This window comes from Aminivibrio pyruvatiphilus, from assembly GCF_004366815.1.
Lineage (GTDB): Bacteria > Synergistota > Synergistia > Synergistales > Aminobacteriaceae > Aminivibrio > Aminivibrio pyruvatiphilus.
Map to the genome: position 1 here is coordinate 1 of NZ_SORI01000028.1, position 17,842 is coordinate 17,842.

Annotated in this window: 20 protein-coding genes; 15 read left to right on the forward strand and 5 right to left on the reverse strand. The window is 61.3% G+C overall.

All coding sequences use genetic code 11. The features are described 5' to 3' along the window. Window positions 1-254 precede the first annotated feature (254 nt). Genes C8D99_RS13755 through C8D99_RS13770 form a run of 4 tightly spaced genes read left to right on the forward strand, consistent with a single transcriptional unit; the run spans window position 255 to window position 3,534 of the window. Window positions 255-1,136, forward strand: a complete 882-nt coding sequence (locus tag C8D99_RS13755; RefSeq protein WP_208321197.1) for a branched-chain amino acid ABC transporter permease — start codon at window positions 255-257, stop codon at window positions 1,134-1,136. 12 nt (window positions 1,137-1,148) lie between these two features. Then, window positions 1,149-2,000 carry a branched-chain amino acid ABC transporter permease gene (locus tag C8D99_RS13760; RefSeq protein ID WP_133959081.1) on the forward strand — a complete coding sequence of 284 codons (852 nt, stop codon included), beginning with the start codon at window positions 1,149-1,151 and terminating at the stop codon, window positions 1,998-2,000. After that, entirely contained in the window at window positions 2,000-2,773 is a 774-nt protein-coding gene (locus C8D99_RS13765) for an ABC transporter ATP-binding protein (RefSeq protein WP_133959082.1), read from the forward strand. Before C8D99_RS13760 ends, C8D99_RS13765 begins: the two co-directional genes overlap by 1 nt. Then, window positions 2,770-3,534: an ABC transporter ATP-binding protein gene (locus tag C8D99_RS13770; RefSeq protein WP_133959083.1), complete on the forward strand. Its 765-nt coding sequence runs from the start codon at window positions 2,770-2,772 to the stop codon at window positions 3,532-3,534. Before C8D99_RS13765 ends, C8D99_RS13770 begins: the two co-directional genes overlap by 4 nt. A gap of 68 nt (window positions 3,535-3,602) precedes the next feature. Here the strand turns inward: C8D99_RS13770 and C8D99_RS13775 are convergent, their stop codons facing one another. Continuing rightward, on the reverse strand, window positions 3,603-4,529 hold the full coding sequence (locus C8D99_RS13775) for a CsgG/HfaB family protein (protein WP_133959084.1): 927 nt from the start codon (window positions 4,527-4,529) through the stop codon (window positions 3,603-3,605). Window positions 4,530-4,717: 188 nt separating this feature from the next. Here C8D99_RS13775 and C8D99_RS13780 point away from each other — a divergent pair, with 188 nt between their 5' ends. The 4 genes from C8D99_RS13780 to C8D99_RS13795 are packed head-to-tail and all read left to right on the forward strand — an operon-like array spanning window position 4,718 to window position 7,397. Further along, window positions 4,718-5,161, forward strand: a complete 444-nt coding sequence (locus C8D99_RS13780) for an RrF2 family transcriptional regulator (RefSeq protein WP_133959085.1) — start codon at window positions 4,718-4,720, stop codon at window positions 5,159-5,161. A gap of 24 nt (window positions 5,162-5,185) precedes the next feature. Then, window positions 5,186-6,379 (forward strand): cysteine desulfurase NifS, encoded by a 1,194-nt coding sequence (gene nifS / locus C8D99_RS13785; RefSeq protein WP_133959086.1) that lies wholly within the window; start codon window positions 5,186-5,188, stop codon window positions 6,377-6,379. A 4-nt stretch (window positions 6,380-6,383) separates the two neighbouring features. After that, window positions 6,384-6,815 carry a Fe-S cluster assembly scaffold protein NifU gene (nifU, locus tag C8D99_RS13790; protein WP_133959087.1) on the forward strand — a complete coding sequence of 144 codons (432 nt, stop codon included), beginning with the start codon at window positions 6,384-6,386 and terminating at the stop codon, window positions 6,813-6,815. 3 nt (window positions 6,816-6,818) lie between these two features. Further along, on the forward strand, window positions 6,819-7,397 hold the full coding sequence (locus C8D99_RS13795) for a DNA-3-methyladenine glycosylase I (RefSeq protein WP_133959088.1): 579 nt from the start codon (window positions 6,819-6,821) through the stop codon (window positions 7,395-7,397). Between the two features lie 52 nt (window positions 7,398-7,449). On the opposite strand, the gene C8D99_RS13800 is transcribed toward C8D99_RS13795, so the two are convergent. Next, complete coding sequence (locus C8D99_RS13800) at window positions 7,450-7,659, reverse strand: hypothetical protein (protein ID WP_133959089.1); 210 nt, start codon at window positions 7,657-7,659, stop codon at window positions 7,450-7,452. Window positions 7,660-8,104: 445 nt separating this feature from the next. Here C8D99_RS13800 and C8D99_RS13805 point away from each other — a divergent pair, with 445 nt between their 5' ends. Then, the gene (locus C8D99_RS13805; RefSeq protein WP_133959090.1) at window positions 8,105-9,322 is read left to right on the forward strand and encodes an anion transporter; all 1,218 of its coding nucleotides are present in this window, start codon (window positions 8,105-8,107) and stop codon (window positions 9,320-9,322) included. Here the strand turns inward: C8D99_RS13805 and C8D99_RS13810 are convergent. Further along, window positions 9,315-10,061 (reverse strand): 4Fe-4S binding protein, encoded by a 747-nt coding sequence (locus tag C8D99_RS13810; RefSeq protein ID WP_166670205.1) that lies wholly within the window; start codon window positions 10,059-10,061, stop codon window positions 9,315-9,317. The two genes, C8D99_RS13805 and C8D99_RS13810, sit on opposite strands and share 8 nt — an antisense overlap. 239 nt (window positions 10,062-10,300) lie before the next feature. Between C8D99_RS13810 and C8D99_RS13815 the strand changes: the two genes are divergently transcribed. Genes C8D99_RS13815 through C8D99_RS13825 form a run of 3 tightly spaced genes read left to right on the forward strand, consistent with a single transcriptional unit; the run spans window position 10,301 to window position 11,666 of the window. Next, window positions 10,301-10,576 (forward strand): hypothetical protein, encoded by a 276-nt coding sequence (locus C8D99_RS13815; RefSeq protein ID WP_133959092.1) that lies wholly within the window; start codon window positions 10,301-10,303, stop codon window positions 10,574-10,576. 10 nt (window positions 10,577-10,586) lie between these two features. After that, window positions 10,587-11,057 (forward strand): peptide-methionine (R)-S-oxide reductase MsrB, encoded by a 471-nt coding sequence (gene msrB, locus C8D99_RS13820; protein ID WP_133959093.1) that lies wholly within the window; start codon window positions 10,587-10,589, stop codon window positions 11,055-11,057. Window positions 11,058-11,096: 39 nt separating this feature from the next. Further along, window positions 11,097-11,666, forward strand: coding sequence for a carbonic anhydrase (locus tag C8D99_RS13825; protein ID WP_133959094.1), 570 nt, complete (start codon window positions 11,097-11,099; stop codon window positions 11,664-11,666). On the opposite strand, the gene larE is transcribed toward C8D99_RS13825, so the two are convergent. Next, window positions 11,565-12,476 carry an ATP-dependent sacrificial sulfur transferase LarE gene (gene larE, locus C8D99_RS13830; RefSeq protein WP_133959095.1) on the reverse strand — a complete coding sequence of 304 codons (912 nt, stop codon included), beginning with the start codon at window positions 12,474-12,476 and terminating at the stop codon, window positions 11,565-11,567. The genes C8D99_RS13825 and larE overlap by 102 nt on opposite strands. Window positions 12,477-12,603: 127 nt before the next feature. Here larE and mnmA point away from each other — a divergent pair, with 127 nt between their 5' ends. The 3 genes from mnmA (at window position 12,604) to C8D99_RS13845 (ending at window position 15,602) form a co-directional block, all read left to right on the forward strand. Then, window positions 12,604-13,725 (forward strand): tRNA 2-thiouridine(34) synthase MnmA, encoded by a 1,122-nt coding sequence (mnmA, locus tag C8D99_RS13835; RefSeq protein ID WP_133959096.1) that lies wholly within the window; start codon window positions 12,604-12,606, stop codon window positions 13,723-13,725. Beyond that, window positions 13,713-14,522: an XdhC family protein gene (locus tag C8D99_RS13840; RefSeq protein ID WP_133959097.1), complete on the forward strand. Its 810-nt coding sequence runs from the start codon at window positions 13,713-13,715 to the stop codon at window positions 14,520-14,522. Before mnmA ends, C8D99_RS13840 begins: the two co-directional genes overlap by 13 nt. 123 nt (window positions 14,523-14,645) lie before the next feature. Further along, the gene (locus C8D99_RS13845) at window positions 14,646-15,602 is read left to right on the forward strand and encodes a DnaJ C-terminal domain-containing protein (protein ID WP_274542692.1); all 957 of its coding nucleotides are present in this window, start codon (window positions 14,646-14,648) and stop codon (window positions 15,600-15,602) included. On the opposite strand, the gene pbpC is transcribed toward C8D99_RS13845, so the two are convergent. Beyond that, window positions 15,586-17,838, reverse strand: coding sequence for a penicillin-binding protein 1C (gene pbpC / locus C8D99_RS13850; RefSeq protein WP_133959099.1), 2,253 nt, complete (start codon window positions 17,836-17,838; stop codon window positions 15,586-15,588). The two genes, C8D99_RS13845 and pbpC, sit on opposite strands and share 17 nt — an antisense overlap. Window positions 17,839-17,842: the final 4 nt, after the last annotated feature.

The window sequence follows — 17,842 nt, forward strand, 5'->3', positions numbered from 1 at the left end:
GACGAAGGACCTGAAGCTGCACCATGCGACGATCACCATGGATCCCGCGACCCACAACCCCGTGGACAAGGATGGCGTGGTGCTGATCGCCAAGGGAGGCAAGGGACAGTTCTTCACGAAGATCAAGCCGTAGACCGGCAGACTGTAGATTCGGAAAATACAGTATACCGAAAAACGCAAATATGCTATAGTTGGAACTGATGAGGGCGAACCCCCGTTCGCCCTCATCAATACGTGAAAGGGGTGATCCGTCTTTGGCGACGCTGATCCAGCAGATCATCAACGGCCTTTCCCTGGGGTCGGTCTACGCACTTATCGCCGTTGGCTATTCTCTCGTGTATTCCATCCTTTTATTTTCCAATTTCGCTCACGGCGGTTTTCTCGTTATCGGAGGCTACATATGCTACGGCACGCTTCGTACCTTCGGAACGGGGATCTGGATGTCCGGGGCCCTGGCCCTCGCGGGGGCAGGGCTTGCCGCAGTCCTCACCGAGCGGCTTGCCTACCGTCCCATCCGTGAACGGACCAATGTCACGCTGTACCTTCTCATTGCCTCCATGGGCATGAGCATCGTCATCGAAAACATTTTCGTCATTGTGGCGGGAGGCCGCTTCCGGGCCCTTCCTCCCGTCATTCCCACGGCTCCGGTCAATCTCATGGGAATGGCGACCACAAGCGCTTTCGACCTCCTTTCTCTCGTGTCCGCGGTGGTTTTCCTCGGCGCACTGCAGCTTTTTCTCTCGAAAACCAGGTGGGGCCTCGCCATACGGGCGGCGGCCTATGACCTGCGGACCGCCGGCCTCATGGGAGTGAACGTGAACCTGCTGATCTCCATCGTCTTTTTCGTCGCCGGAGCCCTTGCGGCTGTCGGGGGCATTTTCCTTTCCGTGCGCTATACCCTGTATCCCCAGCTCGGGGCCATCACCATCAAGGCTTTTGTCGCCGCGGTGATCGGCGGCCTCGGCTCCCTGCCCGGAGCGGTGGTGGGCAGCCTGATCCTGGGACTTGCGGAGATGCTGACCGCCGGGTTCATCTCGAGCCAGATGAGGGACCTGGTTGTGTTTTCCATGCTGGTGGTTACCCTGCTCGTCAAGCCCACAGGGCTTTTCGGGAAGAGCGTCAGCGAGAAAGTGTAGGTGACGCCCACTATGTCCGGATATACTGAAGGTATTCTCATCCTCCTCTGCATCAACGCCATCGCCGCCATGGGCGTTTCCCTCCTGACCGGCTTCACGGGGATATTCTCCCTCGGCCACGCGGCCTACATGGCCCTCGGAGCCTACACAACCGCCATCCTGACGGTGCAGCACGACATCCACTGGCTTCCCGCCATCCTCCTGGGAGGGGTTGTGGCCGTGGCCGTCGCCTACTTCATAGGCGTTCCCACCCTGAAGCTCATGGGCGACTATTACGCCATCGCCTCCATCGGCCTCGGCGAAGCCATCCGCCTCATCCTGGAGAACTGGCAGTCTGTTACCAGAGGTGCCCGGGGATACCCCGGGATCGATCCCTACACCACCCTGCCCGTGGCCCTGGCCTTTTTCGTGGTGCTGGCGGTCTTCATGTTCAACCTTATCAACAGCCGTTTCGGCCGGGCCTGCAAGGCCTGCCGGGATGACCACATCGCTTCGTCCCTCCTGGGTTTCCACACGGCACGGATACGGGTGCTCAGTCTCATGATCTCCGCTTTCTACTGCGGAGTGGCCGGAGCCCTGCTCGGAGGATTCCTCTCCTTCATCCAGCCCGTCATGTTCGACATGCTCAAGTCCACGGAGCTCACCGCCGTGGTGGTCTTCGGCGGACTGGGGTCCATGAGCGGGTCGCTCCTGGGAACAGCGGTGATCACCCTGGTGACGGAACTTTTCCGTCCCATTTCCCAGTACCGCATGCTGATATACGGAGCGGTCCTCGTCATTATCATGGTCCTTCGCCCCGAGGGAATCATGGGCAACCGTGAATTCCTCTCCTGGGTGAAGGCGCCCTTCCGGAGGCGTGCATGATGAGCTCATTCTTCGAACTTTCCGGCGTAACCAAGAATTTCGGCGGCGTTCAGGCAGTGAGCAAAATGACCTTCTCCATGGAGAAGGGAGAGCTCGCAGGCCTCATGGGCCCCAACGGAGCGGGAAAGACCACGGTGTTCAATCTGATCACCGGTGTGTATGACCCGGACGAAGGAAGCATACTTTTCAAGGGAGAAAACCTCGTTCCGCTGAAGACCTTCCAGGTCACGGCACGGGGAGTGGCCAGGACATTCCAGAATCTTCGCCTCTTCCAGCGCTCCACGGTCCTGGAGAACGTGATGACCGCGGCACAGCACCACGTGCCCTATACCTTCGTGGAGGGCATCACGCATCTCGGCAGGTGGCGCTCAAAGGAGCGGGAGATCCGGGAAAAAAGCATGACTCTCCTTGAGCGGGTGGGCCTGGCGGACAGGGCCGGGCAGGCGGCTGGGACCCTTCCCTACGGCTACCAGCGGAGGCTCGAGATCGCCAGGGCCCTCGCCCTGGATCCGGAACTTCTTCTGCTCGACGAGCCTGCGGCAGGCATGAACGCGGAGGAAGTGGCTTCCCTGAACCTCCTTATTCAGGACATCCACAGGGATTTCGCCCTGACCATCCTCGTCATAGAGCATCACATGGACCTCGTGATGGAAATCTGTCCCCACATCATATGCATGAACTTCGGGGCAAAGATCGCCGAGGGAACGCCCCGGGAGGTTCAGAACCACCCCGAAGTGCTCAAGGCCTATCTCGGAGAGGAGGAAGACGAATGACCGGGACCGCGGAAAGAAAAGTCCTCCTCGAAGTAAAGGACCTTCACGTCAGCTACGGGGCGATCAAGGCCCTTTCAGGCGTGTCCCTGAAGGTGTTCGAGGGTGAGATCGTCAGCGTTATCGGTTCCAACGGCGCAGGAAAGTCGACCCTCATGAACGCCATTATGGCCATGGTACGCCGGGAGAAGGGGGAAGTGCTCCTCGCCGGAGTCCCCCTCGAGGCGAAGAGCTACAGGGTCGTCCAGCAGGGTATTTCCCTGAGCCCCGAGGGACGGAAGGTCTTTGCCCCCCTCACCGTCCTCGAAAATCTTCGGATGGGGGCGTTCCCGAGGGGAAGCGACAGGAAGGTCGAGGATGACCTGGAATGGGTTTTTTCCCTCTTCCCGAGGCTGAAGGAACGGATCGGCCAGTACGCCGGCACCCTTTCCGGCGGAGAACAACAGATGCTCGCCATAGGCCGGGCCCTGATGGCCAGGCCGAAGGTCCTGCTTCTTGACGAACCCTCTCTCGGACTGGCTCCCATCATCATCAGGGATATCTTCAAGGAGCTCCGGAGGATCAACAACGAAGGGGTCACCATCCTGCTGGTGGAACAGAACGCCCGCCAGGCCCTTCTCCTTTCCCACAGGGGATATGTCCTCCAGACGGGGCACATGGTCCAGGAAGGCCCGTCGGAGGAGCTTCTCGCCAACGCCGACATCAAGGCGGCATATCTCGGGGGAGCCCACGGAGGCGGAAAGACCACCCGGGCCCTTTCATAAGACGTTCCCACAAGCAGGGAAGAGCCCGCCGGATATCCCCCGGCGGGCTCTTCCTGATGCTTTTTCCGTTATTTCCCTATGGGAAGATCTTCAGGACTTCCCTTGAGGAACTCGGCCTTCTCTCCCCGGGAAAGAGGCTTCAGGGCCCGTATGACCTCGCACTTCGAGTATTTCGGCTTCACTTCCCTCACCACGAGCACCGCCGTGTAGATCTTCTCGGCATCGAGGACGTTTCCCTGCATGTCCTTGAGCACTTTGCCTTCCTTAAAAGCGGCGAGGTACTGGCCGACCTTGATGCCGGACGACGCTCCCGCGTCCACTGCCACCATGACGTTGCCCCCTTCGATGACGTTGAAGACGGCGTCGGATGCCGCTTCGGCAGCCTTGTCCCTGAGGGCGGAAATACGGGGCACGATTTTCGTGACCACCTTGTAGGTTGCCGAGGCCAGCACTCCGCCGGTTTTGCCTCCGCCGAAAGCGGCGCCGTAGGCGGCCACTCCTCCCACCGTGGCGTTGGCAGCCCCCTGCTCCCGGACGGCGAGCAGAATTTCCCCGGTGGTGGTGCTGACTGCCCGTACATCAAGGGTGACATAGGCCGTATGGCTGCCTACGGCCACTCCTCCGAAGCTGCCGATGGGGAGAGGCACCACGCCTCCGGCAGTTTCGGTCTTGAACTGGGTTATAGCTCCCGTAATGAGGAAGTCCACGCCGAGGAGTTTTCCCATCTTCGCGGCCGTCGCCCCGTCCACAAACCCGTCGGAGGCCAGCCCCTGCTCAGACAGAACGGCATCGATGCGCTGCCGTTCAAGAATCGTGAATTCATTGGTGTTGAAGAGTTCCGTGGTGAGCATGTCCGCCACGGCTTCACCCGGGGCGCCGGCACCGCTCTTGTCCTCGAACTCGAGGATGGCGATTCTCGGTTTTGCCCAGGCGCTTCCGGAGAAGGCACACAGAACCATCAGAAGAAGGCAGGCAAGGGAACATTTTCTGAACATGGCGAACACTCCCGTCTCACGTGAAATTTGGAAAAAACTGCTGATTTCGCTCAAGACAATAGTATCCCCTGGCCCTCGACTTTTCAACGGGATTTTGGTCCGAAAATGAAAGTCCGCATAAAGTTGACAAAATTAGTAGGATATAGTATCTTCTCTCCGGAACATACAGGCAGGGGATGTGATAAAAAATGAAACTCTCCACCAAGACGAGGTACGGCCTCAGGGCCCTTCTGTATATGGCCGAACGGTACGACGGGGACCGCGCCGTTCCAGTGGGAGAAATCGCGAAGGAACAGCAGGTTTCGGAAAAATACCTGGAACAGCTTTTCATCAAGCTGCGGCGAAAGAACATCATTTCCAGCGTCCGGGGAGCCCAGGGAGGCTACGTGCTCCAGAGGAACCCCCGGGAGGTGACCGTCGCTTCCGTGGTTGAGGCTCTCGAGGGTGACATCACCTTCGCCGACTGCCTCAGCTCCGGAGGATGCAGGAACAAGGGGTCCTGCGCCACCCACGATCTCTGGAGCAGGCTCAAGGACAGCATTGACGGAATTCTGGAAGATACCACCCTTTTCGACCTTGTAAACAAGTGCGGGAGCGGGAAAGAAGACGCGCCCGGCGTGGCGAACGGCTGAAGCCGAAGAAAGGAGCAACCCGGAATGTCTAGGCAGGTTTATCTCGATTATGCCGCAACAACCTTTACGGCGCCCGAAGTGGTTTCCGCCATGGGGCCCTATTTTACCGAATCCTTCGGAAACCCTTCGTCCATCTATTCTTTTTCCGAAAGGAACAGGAAGGCCATCGACGCTGCCCGGCAGAAAGTCGCGGACGTGCTGGGCGCATCGAAGGAAGAAATTTATTTCACCAGCGGCGGGACCGAGGCGGACAACTGGGCTCTGAAAGGTGCGGCGTGGAGAAACCGTTCAAAGGGCAACCATGTGATCACCACGAAGATAGAGCATCATGCCGTGCTCCATACGGCCCAGTTCCTCCAGGAGAACGGCTTTGACGTGACCTTTCTCGATGTGGACGCCGAAGGCCGCATCAGCCTGGACGAGCTGAAAAAGGCCGTGACGGACAAAACAATTCTCGTGTCGGTGATGTTCGCCAACAACGAGATCGGGACGCTGCAGCCCGTGGCGGAGATCGGCACCTTCTGCCGGGAAAAGGGGATCCTGTTCCATACGGACGCGGTTCAGGCTGTGGCCCATGTCCCCATCGACGTTAAGGCCATGAACATCGATCTCCTGTCCCTTTCGGCCCATAAGTTTTACGGACCCAAGGGCGTCGGCGCCCTCTACATCCGGAAGGGTGTCAGGATCGACAACTTCATGCACGGCGGGGGACAGGAAAGAGGGCGGCGGGCCACCACGGAGAACGTGGCCGGGATCGTCGGCCTGGGTGCCGCCATCGAGCTGACGTCCGGCAGGATGGATACGGCCCCGGCGCGGATCGGCAGGCTGCGGGACATGCTGGTGGAGGGCGTGATGAAGACCATCCCCCACGCGAAACTGAACGGGGCGCCTTCCGGAGAGCGTCTTCCGAACAACGCCAACTTCAGCTTCATCGGTATCGAAGGGGAAACCCTTCTCCTCGACCTCGACGGGGCGGGAATCTACGGGTCCACGGGCAGCGCCTGTTCTTCGGGATCCCTGGATCCCTCCCACGTGCTCATGGCCATCGGCCTGTCCCATGAACAGGCCCACGGTTCCCTCCGCCTCACCCTCGGCGAGGAAACCACGGAAGAAGATATCCGGTATGTTCTCTCGACCCTTCCCGGGATCGTGAAACACCGACGGGAGATGTCTCCCCTCTGGGAGGACTACCTTAAGAGCGCAGAAGGAGGAAGGTGATTCCATGTACAGCGAAAAAGTGTTGGACCATTTCCAGAACCCCAGGAACGTGGGAGAGATAGAGAATCCTGACGGAGTCGGGCAGGCGGGGAATCCCAAGTGCGGCGACATCATGAAGATCTACCTGCGGGTGGAGAACGACGTCATTACGGACATCCGGTTCAAGACCTTCGGCTGTGCCTCGGCCATAGCGTCGTCGAGCATGGCCACGGAACTGGTGAAGGGGAAAACGGTGGAGGAGGCCTGGAACCTTACCAATAAGGCGGTGGCAGAGGCGCTCGACGGTCTTCCGCCGGTGAAGATGCACTGTTCCGTTCTCGCCGAGGAGGCTATCCACGCCGCCATTAACAACTACAGGAGAAACCGGGGCCTTCCGGTCTGGGAAGAGGAGAGCCACGACGAACTGGTGGAACACCACGCCCATCACCACGGCTGAGCCATGGCGGACGGTTCGCTCCCCCGGTGTCCCTGGCCGGGCTCCGATCCCCTCTATGTGGCCTACCATGACGAAGAGTGGGGTACGCCCGTCACAGACGACGGGAAGCTGTTCGAATTCCTTCTCCTCGAGGGGGCTCAGGCCGGCCTCTCCTGGATCACCATTCTCCGGAGGCGTGAGGGGTACAGGCGGGCTTTCGACGGATTCGACCCGGATAAAATAGCCCGTTACGACGGGCGAAAGATCGCGGCCCTGCTCGGAGATTCCGGAATTATCCGGAACAGAAGAAAGATCGAGGGGGCGGTTAAAAACGCCAGGGCCTTTCTCCGGCTCCGGGAGAGGGGGAAATCCCTGTCTTCCTTCCTTTGGGGGTTTGTGGACGGGGAACCTGTGATCAACCGGTGGAAAAGCATTGAAGAAATTCCGGCGGTCACCCCATTGGCTGAGAAGATCAGCAAGGCCATGAAGCGGGAGGGGTTCGTGTTTTTCGGACCGGTCATAGCCTATGCCCACATGCAGGCCACGGGACTTGTGAACGATCATCTCCTGTCCTGCTTCAGGCACCCGGATGCAGGACGGTAGAAATACACGGGGAGCCCCGCACACTGCGGGGCTCCCCGTCCTGCTCGATTCTCTAGCGGAGCCCTTCGAAGGGGCCTCTCCACCGCATTTCAGACGGCGCAAAGGAGGCGGGTTCAGGAGACTCAACCTTCCGTGCAGCGGAAAAGCCTTCAAAGGGCCCCCTCCAGCTGACTGAAAACATGCCGTTGAGGTGCCGGTCGTCCCGGCGGTAAAACTCGCAATGTCCTTCCGTTTCCATGGTGCCGGTGTGCTTTTTTTCCATTTTCTGCATCTCCCTTCAGGAATAAAAAAGATAATGACAGGCCGAAAACCGGCAACAAAAAAACCGGGGACCCCTTTGAAAGCGGTCCCCGGTTCCGGTGTCTGGTCTACGGCTTATGTGCCGAGCCCACCGGAAGGGGGACCGCCAATAATGATAAGTACGAGGACGAGGAGCAGAACAAGGGAAGACCGAGAAACTCTCATTATGTACCCTCCTTTCCGGCGAGGTGCCTGTCTGAATATTGCAGAGGATAGTACCTTCTTTCCGGAGGAGTGTCAAGGTTGGCAATGACAGACTTTTCACTTCAATTCAATGCCGCGAAGTCGGGGCTCCGGAGAAGGCGGCACCCTTTCTTCTTTGTGCGGAAGGAGTATAATTGCCATTCGTCGGGGGCATGCGGCCCCTCATTCCTTCAAAAAACCGTCCGGCACGGGAGGCGGACCCCATGGGAAACAGCACGTTCGTTTTCGTTGTCTTCATCCTCGTCTATCTCGGCATGATCTTCGGCCGCCTGCCCAGGCTGGCCCTCGACCGGACGGGCATCGTGGTGCTGGGGGCCATCGCCCTCCTCGCATCGGGCCATGCGTCCCTGGAGGGGGGAAGGTCGGGTATCGACGTGTCAACGATTCTGCTTCTTTTCGGCTTCATGGTGATCTCCGCCCAGTTCCGGCTCGGGGGGTTCTACTCGGAGGTCTCGCGGCGCATCGCCGGCCTCCCCGTTTCTCCCGGGGCGCTCCTCGGCGCGGTTATTCTCGTGTCGGGGGTGCTGTCCGCTCTCCTGACCAACGACGTGGTCTGCCTCGCCATGACGCCTGTACTAGGCCGGGGGTGCATCCGCAGGGGGCTGAACCCCCTTCCCTTTTTCCTTGCCCTGGCCTGCGCCGCCAACATCGGCTCGGCGCTGACCCTCATCGGCAATCCCCAGAACATGCTCATCGGCCAGTACCTCAACCTGTCCTTCGGGGGATACCTGGTCTTTGCGGCCCTGCCGACAGCGGTTTCACTGCTCTTTCTCCAGGGTATCGTCCTCCTGCTCTTCCGGGGAAAATTTCTTCTTCCCATGGCGGCAAAGGAGGAACCGGAGCGGCCCTTCAACGCCTGGCAGACCGCGAAGGGGGGAATCATACTCTGTACGGTGGTGCTCCTCTTTCTCTTCACCTCCCTTCCCCGGGACCTCGTGGCTCTCGGGGCGGCGGGAGTCCTTCTGCTGAGCCGTACCATGGCGTCGAGACGGACCCTGGACACGGTGGACTGGCAGCTTCTCGCCCTGTTCCTGGGGCTGTTCGTGGTGAACGGGGCCTTCGAGGCGGCGGGAGGGCTCGAAATAATGAAGGACGGCCTTTCCCGGCTCGGGATGTCCCTTGCCTCCCCCTCCCGGCTCTACGGGGTGACCACCGTCCTGTCGAACCTGGTGTCAAACGTTCCGGCGGTCATGCTTCTTCTGCCCCTGGTCCGGGACATTCCGGGGGCAGGGTATATTCTTGCCGTGTCAAGCACCTTTGCCGGGAACCTGCTCATCGTGGGGAGCATCGCCAACATCATTGTCGCCGGGGAGGCGGAGCGGATGGGGATCCCCTTCGACTGGAAGGGGCACGCCCGGGTGGGCGTGCCCGTCACTCTCGCCAGCCTCGCGACGGGGCTGGCCTGTATGGTTCTTATCTAGAAGGGGTTTTCTTCATCGCTCCCCAGGAGAAGGAGATTACCTTTTTGGGACAGACGTCCACGCAGGCACCGCAGGAGATGCATTCCGGGGAGAACATTTCTTCCCGACGGACCATGGCGTTCACGTCCAGGCTCATGGGACAGTTTTTTGTACAGAGCCTGCAGTCGATGCACCTGTCGCTCTCCGCCTCGAGATGGAGGTGCGGTGTCCCCGAGACGCGGGCGGCGAAGCGCCCGGCCGTCATGAAGGGGGCCAGAAGGCATCCGTAATGGCAGAAGGGGCGCCGTCCCATAACAAGAGAAAGGGCTGCCATTCCCCCCATGGCCACGTAAAACATGAGGTATGATACCGGGGTGGCAAGGGAAAGGCCTCCTTCGATGCCGAAGAGAGGCTGCACGGAAAGAATTCCGCCCGCCTTCGCGAAGAAAAGGACCAGGGCGGCGAGCCAGAGGGCGGCGATGCCGTACTTGATCAGGTCCAGCCGGCCTCCTGGGACTCTCCTGTCATTGGCCGGGAACAGAATTTCCTGCACGGCGCCCCCCGGGCAGATCCACCCGCAGAAGACCCTTCCGGTGAAAAAGGCGAGCACCGCCGAGAGAACCACGAAGATCAGGCTCGAAGTCACGATCCCCTTCGCGGCCCCCTGCAGGGTCAGCAGGGGAGAGAGGTAAAACATGGTCACCGGGAGCGAGAGCACTGCGAGGGCCAGGAGAGCTTTCCGCCAGTTTTGACGATTCATTTTTCCGCCTCCTTTTTTATATCGCATTATACCACTGCATACCAGGCTGGGGTATATGTTCCGGCTGAAGAACACCGGTAAATCCGCGAGAGCGCCGTGCCCGTCCCGGGCGTTGACAGGGGAGAACACGGAATGAACCACTTTTTGACTGATTTTCGATTTGCCCCATGGTCTTTTTCCGTCGATGGCGTAAAATAAGGGTACATTTCCCGTAACCGGGGAGGGGAGGATATTTCTCAATGGAGCATGTATCCGCTATCATCACCCGTTTCATCCGGCAGAACATGGAAGAGAGAGGACTTGTGCTGTACTTTACAGACGACGACAAGCTGCTAGCCATGGACGACCGGTTCGAAACCCATTTCAAGTTCGACCTCGTTTTTTCCGACAACGACTTCAGCTGCCAGGTCCTCTCCAGGGGAGAGAAGGGCCTGCAGGTCCGGCAGAGATTCAACATTTCCTGGACCAATGCGAAGGGCATACGGGAATACATGGACTATGTCCGGAGTCTGTAGGAGGGTGGTCATGAACGCCGTCCTGCTTGTTCTGGCGGGAGTTCTCCTCCTGGTTCCGGCCCGGGAATGTTCCGCGGCCGTCCCCGACAGGGTGGAGAAGACGGAGGCGGAATGGAAGGCCCTCCTCACCCCCGAACAGTTTCATGTCACGCGGCTGAAGGGGACGGAACCGCCTTTTTCCGGGAAATACTGGGACTTCCATGAAAAGGGTACCTATGCCTGCGTCTGCTGCGGTGCGGAGCTCTTTTCCTCCAGGGACAAGTTCGATTCCGGGTCGGGCTGGCCCAGTTTTACCGCTGCCCTGGAACACGCCCCCATAACGGAAAAAAGGGACTTTTCCTACGGCATGATCCGGACCGAAATCCTGTGCGCCCGCTGCGACGCCCACCTGGGGCACCTGTTCAGCGACGGGCCTCCGCCCACGGGGATGCGGTACTGCATCAACTCTGCCTCCCTCCAGTTTCTACCCGAACCCAGGTAGGGAAACGACTTCATTTCGAGAAAGGTTGCTGTTACCTTCATGGACACTCTTCTTCAGGGATACGGCCGGTTCCGTGAGCGGGCCGACAGGGACGCCTATTGCGCCCTCTGCTCCGGGCAGGCTCCTCACTCTCTCGTCATCACATGCTCCGACAGCAGGATCGTTCCGGAGGACATTTTCGACGCCCGGCCCGGGGAACTTTTCGTGCTCAGGAACGTGGGCAACCTGGCACGGACCGACGAGCCTTCCGTGGCGGCCGCCCTTGATTACGCCCTCCTGCACCTGGGGGTGAAAAACGTGGTGGTACTGGCCCATACGGACTGCGGCGCCGTCAAGGCGACCAGGCATCCGGAGCACCTGGACACGGAAGGACTCCGCCTCTGGCTGGGAGAGGAGCATTTCGACGGTGCGGACGTGGAGGAGGCCGCCAGGGCGGCAGGAGTCAGGCAGCTGGACCGCATCCGGAAATACCCCCTCTTCAGGAAGCTCGAAGGCGAAGGAAAGACGTCAGCCTCCCTGTGTTTCTTCTCTATCGGGACGTGCAGCCTGGAGATCTATGTCAACGGCCAGTGGGTCGCTCCCGGAACGGTCTCGGCGATCTGCAAGTAGATCGTTCATGCTGCCCATACGGTAGCCGGCAAGATCCAGGGTAACCCAGTCAAATCCGAGGGCGGCGAGGGAGGCGGCAATCCCGGCCGCCCTTTCCGGTTCGGCGAGCAGGGAAAGGACCTGCGGCGCCGCCTCGATCCTTGCGAGGGTGCCGTGATGGCGTACCCTGATCTGGACATTGGGGGGACAGCAGGACCGGACGATGTCCTCCGCCTGTTCGACCTGGCGGAGATTCTCCGCGGTGATGGGGGTGCCGTAGGCTATCCTGCTCGCAAGGCATGCAGCAGCGGGTTTCTCCCAGGACGGAAGGCCCCATTCCCTGGAAAGTCCCCGTATGTCTGCCTTGGAAAATCCCGCCTCGAGAAGGGGACTTCTCACCATGTCGATTTCTTCCACCGCCCTCATCCCGGGCCGGTAATCCTCCAGGTCGTCGGTATTCGATCCCTCGATCACCCAGGGAATGCCCTGTTCTCCGGCCCAGCGGCAGAGCAGCTCGAAACGGTATTTCTTGCAGTGGTAGCAGCGTTCGCCGTCGTTCCTGACGAACTCGGGGCAGTTCAGTTCCGAGACGGGCAGGACCACGTGCCGTATGCCGAGACGGGCGGCGAACCGTTCTGCGTCCTCCAGCTCCCATGCGGGAAGGGTGGGCGAGGCGGCAGTCACGGCCACGGCATTGTCCCCCAGGGCTTTTGCGGCGGCGGCGGCGAGGAGCGTGCTGTCCGCCCCTCCCGAAAAAGCGACGGCGGCCTTCCCCAGTTCCCGCAGAATAGCCGTCAGGCGTTCCGTTCTCTGTTCTGCCGAAGTGTTCATGGCTTTCTCCTCCCGAATGTGACGCCCAGCCCCAGCGAGGGGGCGGAGAGTCTCCCTTGTAGGGTTTCCCCCTTTTCCCTATACTACACGAGAAAGGAATTCAATCCAATCAGCCCCGGAGGAAAAAATGAACATACGCCCTTCAACAGGCTTCTCATCCCCTTCGCCGTCCTTCGGTCCCCGGTCGGTGGTGGTCTTGATGAGCGGTGGCGTGGACAGCTCCGTTACGGCGTGGCTCCTGAAAAAAGAGGGATGGCACGTGGCGGGGCTCACCATGAGAATACCCGGCCAGGACGGCGGGTCCTCCCGGTCATGCTGCGGCAGGGACGCCGCTGAGGTGGCCCTTTCCCTTTCCATACCCCACTATATCGCCGACCTGGAGGAGGAATTCCGGGAATCGGTCATCTCCCCCTTCGTGGAAAGCTATCTCGCCGGTGAAACTCCCAATCCCTGTGCCGACTGCAACGCCGGCCTGAAGTTCGGCCGCCTCTGGGATGCAGTGGAGGAAGCCTTCGGTCCCGTATCCCTCGCCACGGGCCATTACGCCCGGGTTCTCCGCTCCGGGGGCGGCTGTGCCCTCGCCAGGGGGAAGGATGTCTCCAAGGACCAGAGCTACTTCCTCTACGGGATCCGGAGGGATCGGCTTCCGAACCTCTTCCTCCCCCTCGGGGACCGGAGCAAGGAAGAGGTCAGAGAACTTGCCCGGGAGGCGAAGCTTTCCGTGGCGGAAAAAAGGGAAAGCATGGAAATCTGCTTCGCCGGCGAGGGCGACTACCGGCGCATCATCGGCGACGGTTCCTCCCGGCCCGGGCTTATCGTGGACGAGAGGGGCGCTCCCCTGGGTACCCACGGCGGAGTGTCCAACTTCACCGTGGGGCAGAGGAAAGGGCTCGGCATCGCCTCCCGGGAGGGACTGTACGTGCTCGGGATCGACGGAGAAAAGAACCTCGTGGTGGTGGGCCCCAGGGAACGGGCTTTCCGCAGGATGGTCAGGGCGGAAGAGACGAATGTTCTTCTTCCGGACCTGCTTGTTCCCGGCGCGGCCCTTTTCGGAAAGACCCGGTCACGAGGGGAACCCGTTGCCCTCACCGTTCTGGAATGCGAGGGGGGCGGGCTCATTGTCCGGTTTGAGGAGCCTCATTTCGCCCCGGCGCCCGGGCAGAGGCTTGTGGTGTACGATAAGGAAGGACGGGTGGCAGGAGGAGGCGTCATCCGCCGCCGGAAGGAGGAAGAAGAATGGACAGCGTGATTTCCCGGCGCCTCGCCGGACTCTACGACAAAGGGCAGGCTGCGGTCCTCTGCATGGTGGTGGAGGAATCGGGCTCCACACCGAGGAGCACCGGTTCATCCATGCTCGTCTTCCCCGGCGGGGCTATTGAAGGAACCGTCGGAGGAGGCGTCACCGAGCACCGGGTGATCGAAAAGGCCCTGGAGCTCCTGAAAAAAGGCACCGGTTCCCTGGTGTACAGGGAAACACTGTCAGCCACGGAGGCGGCTCTCGAAGGTGCGGCCTGCGGCGGCTCCATGGGAATCTACCTCGAGGTGGTCGGCAGACGGAGAGAGCTCGTGATCTTCGGCGGCGGGCATGTGGGAAGGGCCATCGCCAGGCTCGGCGACATGACCGGGTTTGCCGTCACAGTCTGGGACGAACGGGAGGAGTTCGCAAACCCGGAACACATTCCCTGGGGAAAAACCCTCTGCTGTTCCCTGGAGGAACTGCCCGGCAGGATGCCCGTCTTTCACGGGGACACCTACGCGGTCATCGTGACCAGGGGCCATGCCCTGGATGCCGACGTGGTGAAGCTCCTGGAGGGCAGGGAGGCGGCCTACATGGGCATGATCGGGTCGCGGCGCAAGATCGCCTTCGTCCGGGAGCGCCTTCTCGGCCAGGGAGTCTCCCCGGAATTCCTGGACGGTATCTTCCAGCCCGTGGGACTCCCCATCGGAGCGGAAACCCCAGAGGAGATCGCTGTCTCCGTTATGGCGGAAATAGTGGCCGCCGCGAGGGGAGCGGATGTGCAGGCCCTCCGGAACGCTGGGCAGTGAAAAACAGAGAAAATGAAAACAAATGAAAGATAATGACGGGAAATCGGCCTTTATTGCCCTCCGGAGCGTTTGAGATGCCGGAAGAAAAGGGTAGAATATAAAGGTCAGTATTGGTTAAAATAATTGTGGAAGCGGGTGAGGGACATGGCCGTCTCGTACAAGGACTACTACGAAATACTCGGCGTCAGCAGGGCGGCTTCCCAGGAGGAAATTCGGAAGGCCTTCAGGAAGCTGGCGAAGGAATACCACCCAGATGTCAACAGGGATGCCGGCTCCGGGGAAAAATACAGGGAGATCAACGAAGCCTACGAGGTCCTGAAGGATCCTGAAAAGCGGAAGAAATACGATACCCTGGGCCCGGACTGGAGCCAGGGGCAGGATTTCACCCCTCCCCCGGGATGGGGCGGCGGCGTGCACATGGATTTCGGCGGGGATGCCGGCGGCTTCAGCGACTTTTTCCGGACCATCTTCGGCGGTTTTTCAGGGGGTGGCCGTTCCGCCTCCATGGAGGACATGTTCTTCAGCGGCGGATCAGGCCGGGGGCGGGACCAGGAGATGGTCCTCCAACTTTCACTGGAGGATCTGCTGGAGGGCGGCACGAAGACGGTCTCCTTCGAAAGGGCCGAGCCCGGACCTGACGGAAGGCTTCGGAAAGCCAGGAAAACGGTGAACGTGAACCTTCCCGCCGGGGTGACGGACGGATCGAGAATCCGCCTGAAAGGGCAGGGCAGCGGCGGCGGGGATCTTTTCCTCGTCCTCCGGATAGCACCCCATCCCCGGTTCAGCGTGGAGGGGCACGACATCTCCACCACTCTGAAAGTGTCGCCATGGGAAGCGGCCCTCGGCGCGAGTCTTCCCGTGGATACTCCCTCCGGTACCGTCACCATGAAGCTCCCCGGCGGAACCCAGGCAGGGAAGAAGCTCCGCCTCAAGGGAAAGGGGCTTGCCCGGAGGAAGGGGGCTCTTCCCGGCGACCTTCTCGTCAGGGTGGAGATCGTGATCCCGGAGAAGCTGACGGACAGGGAGCGGGAGCTTCTGGAAGCCCTGTCGAGAGAATCCTCCTTCAATCCGCGGGGGTAAGAAGAAGGGACGAAGGGCCGGGGCGCTGCTCCGGTCCTCTTTCTATGGCCTCGACGATCACCCATGATGACGCCGTCCTGCCCCGGGAATCCACCAGGGATACCGTGTGGCGGCCCTTTCTGAGACTCCAGAACAGGGGGGTGTTTCCCTCCTGCCTTCCTGCGAAGGTGCCTCCCACGAACCAGTAGACCGGCGGGACCGCTCCCTCCGCTTTCAGGGCCGTTTTCTGCTCACCTCCGAGAGGAGTGAGGAAATACCGGGACCCCGGCAGGGGGGAGACGATGGATACGGCCCTTCCCGTTTCGAATTCCAGGGAGCGGCGGAGGGCGAACTCCTCAAGTTCCGCGGGCCAGCGTACCGCCGGTGTACCGTTCCGGATCGCGTGCATGGTGCAGGGTGTGGTGGACGAAATGCCCGCAATGGCGTATTCCGTCCGGGTGGAGGGGCAGGCGGGCGACGGAGGTGCCCCGGAGAGGGTGCAGACGGTGCGGGATTCCACTCCGGCGGGCGGTTCGTACCAGTCCGACGCGGGAAGGGCCCTGAGAACCTCCACGATGGCGGGCGCCGCCGCGGAGAGTCCCACGAGTTCAGGGTGGGGGGCCCCCGACGGGTCGCCCATCCAGACCACCACCGTATGCCGGGGATTGTAGGCCGCCGTCCAGGCGTCCCTGTACCCGTAGGACGTGCCCGTCTTGAAGGCGAACCAGTCCCGCCGGTGCTCGATCCGCCTGCCGTGGACGGGGAGCAGCCGCCCCGTGTCCTTCAGGATGTCCGCCACGAGAAAGGGAGCGGCCTCCGGAAGGATTCTTCTCTCGGGGAGACCTTCTCCGCCCAGAAAGCGGGGCTGCCGGCGTATGCCGAGGGTGGCGAGGACACCATAGCCCTCCGCCATCTGGAGGAGAGTGACTTCGCACCCGCCGAGGATGAGGGAGTCTCCGTAATGACCGGTGGGATAGACCAGGGAGCGGAAACCGGCGTTCCGCAGAAGGTCGAGTACCAGCTCCGGACCTGCTGCCCGGAGCACCCTCACGGCGGGTACGTTGAGGGAATCGGCCAGGGCGGTCCGTGCCGTGACGGGACCCCGGTAGGTCAGGTCGAAATTTCTCGGGGCCTGGCCGGAGAAGGCGAGGGGGGTGTCGGCCAGGAGGCTTGACGGGGTGAGAATACCCCGGTCGAAGGCGGCGAGATAGACGAAGGGCTTCAGGGCCGATCCCGGAGACCTGTGGCTCCTTGCGCAGTCGACCCAGCTTCCGGGCAGCCCGCTTCCAAGCCTTCCATTCCCCGAGTAGGCGAGGATGTCCCCTGTGTCATTGTCCAGAACGATGCCGGCTGCAGTCACTTCCGGCGGCATGGAAGAAAGGGCGGAGGCGAGGGTTCTCTCCAGAAGGGCCTGCACTGAAGATTCCAGTGTAGTCCGTATCGTTCCGCCCTCTTTTCTGTCGCCGAGGGCGGCGAGGGCGAAATGCCATGCCCTCGCCGGGAGGCTCCCTCTCGACGGGGGCAGCTTCTCTGCCAGGGCCTGACGGAGCTGCTCCGGCGTGATCACCCCCCTGTCGGCAAGGGAGGCCAGGATGGAGTTCCGGCGGGCAACGGCCGCTTCCGGGTTGCGGTCCGGCCTGTAGACCGAAGGACCCCTGAGCATGCCCACGAGCAGGGCTGCCTCGGCGAGGGAGACTTCGGCGGCGGACTTGGAAAAATAGATCCTGGCCGCCGCCTCCACCCCCCGGATGTTGCCCCCGAAAGGGGCCCGGTTCAGGTAGAGTTCGAGAATGCGGTCCTTGGAAAAATGCCGTTCTGTCTTCACCGCGGCGGTGAACTCGAGTATTTTCGTTTTCACGGTCCTCTGCCGGGGTTCGGAAAGGCGTACGAGCTGGCTGGTGATGGTGGAAGCCCCCGAGACCACCCGCCCCGCCCGGGCGTTCTGGACTGTCGCCCGAAGCAGGGCGGCCCAGTCAATCCCGCCGTGGTCGCGGAAGCGGCGGTCCTCCACCTCCACGGCCACGAGGGGCAGCCATTTCCCCATGGCCCCCAGGGGCACGGGGATGGACCATTCCGAATCCCCGGAGAGAAAAACGGCGAAGACCCCGCCCTTTCTGTCGAGCAGAACGGGCGAGGTCGGCCACCGGGTGATCGTGTCCTCCGAGTAGGGAAGGGATGCGAGGAAGAGAAAGGCTCCTCCCGCCAGAACGGCCGAAACTGCGGCGGCCTGCAGGAGGCGGCGGAAGGAGCCTCTCATGGCG

Excerpts from the sequence above, each read along its gene's own strand:
- C8D99_RS13780 (WP_133959085.1), top strand. The coding sequence starts at position 4,718 with ATGAAACTCTCCACCAAGACGAGGTACGGCCTCAGGGCCCTTCTGTAT.
- C8D99_RS13770 (WP_133959083.1), top strand. The coding sequence starts at position 2,770 with ATGACCGGGACCGCGGAAAGAAAAGTCCTCCTCGAAGTAAAGGACCTT.
- C8D99_RS13810 (WP_166670205.1), bottom strand. The coding sequence starts at position 10,061 with ATGAATCGTCAAAACTGGCGGAAAGCTCTCCTGGCCCTCGCAGTGCTC.
- larE (WP_133959095.1), bottom strand. The coding sequence starts at position 12,476 with ATGAACACTTCGGCAGAACAGAGAACGGAACGCCTGACGGCTATTCTG.
- mnmA (WP_133959096.1), top strand. The coding sequence starts at position 12,604 with ATGAACATACGCCCTTCAACAGGCTTCTCATCCCCTTCGCCGTCCTTC.
- pbpC (WP_133959099.1), bottom strand. The coding sequence starts at position 17,838 with ATGAGAGGCTCCTTCCGCCGCCTCCTGCAGGCCGCCGCAGTTTCGGCC.
- C8D99_RS13795 (WP_133959088.1), top strand. The coding sequence starts at position 6,819 with ATGGCGGACGGTTCGCTCCCCCGGTGTCCCTGGCCGGGCTCCGATCCC.
- C8D99_RS13760 (WP_133959081.1), top strand. The coding sequence starts at position 1,149 with ATGTCCGGATATACTGAAGGTATTCTCATCCTCCTCTGCATCAACGCC.
- C8D99_RS13840 (WP_133959097.1), top strand. The coding sequence starts at position 13,713 with ATGGACAGCGTGATTTCCCGGCGCCTCGCCGGACTCTACGACAAAGGG.
- C8D99_RS13815 (WP_133959092.1), top strand. The coding sequence starts at position 10,301 with ATGGAGCATGTATCCGCTATCATCACCCGTTTCATCCGGCAGAACATG.
- nifS (WP_133959086.1), top strand. The coding sequence starts at position 5,186 with ATGTCTAGGCAGGTTTATCTCGATTATGCCGCAACAACCTTTACGGCG.
- C8D99_RS13800 (WP_133959089.1), bottom strand. The coding sequence starts at position 7,659 with ATGGAAAAAAAGCACACCGGCACCATGGAAACGGAAGGACATTGCGAG.
- C8D99_RS13775 (WP_133959084.1), bottom strand. The coding sequence starts at position 4,529 with ATGTTCAGAAAATGTTCCCTTGCCTGCCTTCTTCTGATGGTTCTGTGT.
- C8D99_RS13825 (WP_133959094.1), top strand. The coding sequence starts at position 11,097 with ATGGACACTCTTCTTCAGGGATACGGCCGGTTCCGTGAGCGGGCCGAC.
- nifU (WP_133959087.1), top strand. The coding sequence starts at position 6,384 with ATGTACAGCGAAAAAGTGTTGGACCATTTCCAGAACCCCAGGAACGTG.
- C8D99_RS13805 (WP_133959090.1), top strand. The coding sequence starts at position 8,105 with ATGGGAAACAGCACGTTCGTTTTCGTTGTCTTCATCCTCGTCTATCTC.
- C8D99_RS13765 (WP_133959082.1), top strand. The coding sequence starts at position 2,000 with ATGAGCTCATTCTTCGAACTTTCCGGCGTAACCAAGAATTTCGGCGGC.
- msrB (WP_133959093.1), top strand. The coding sequence starts at position 10,587 with ATGAACGCCGTCCTGCTTGTTCTGGCGGGAGTTCTCCTCCTGGTTCCG.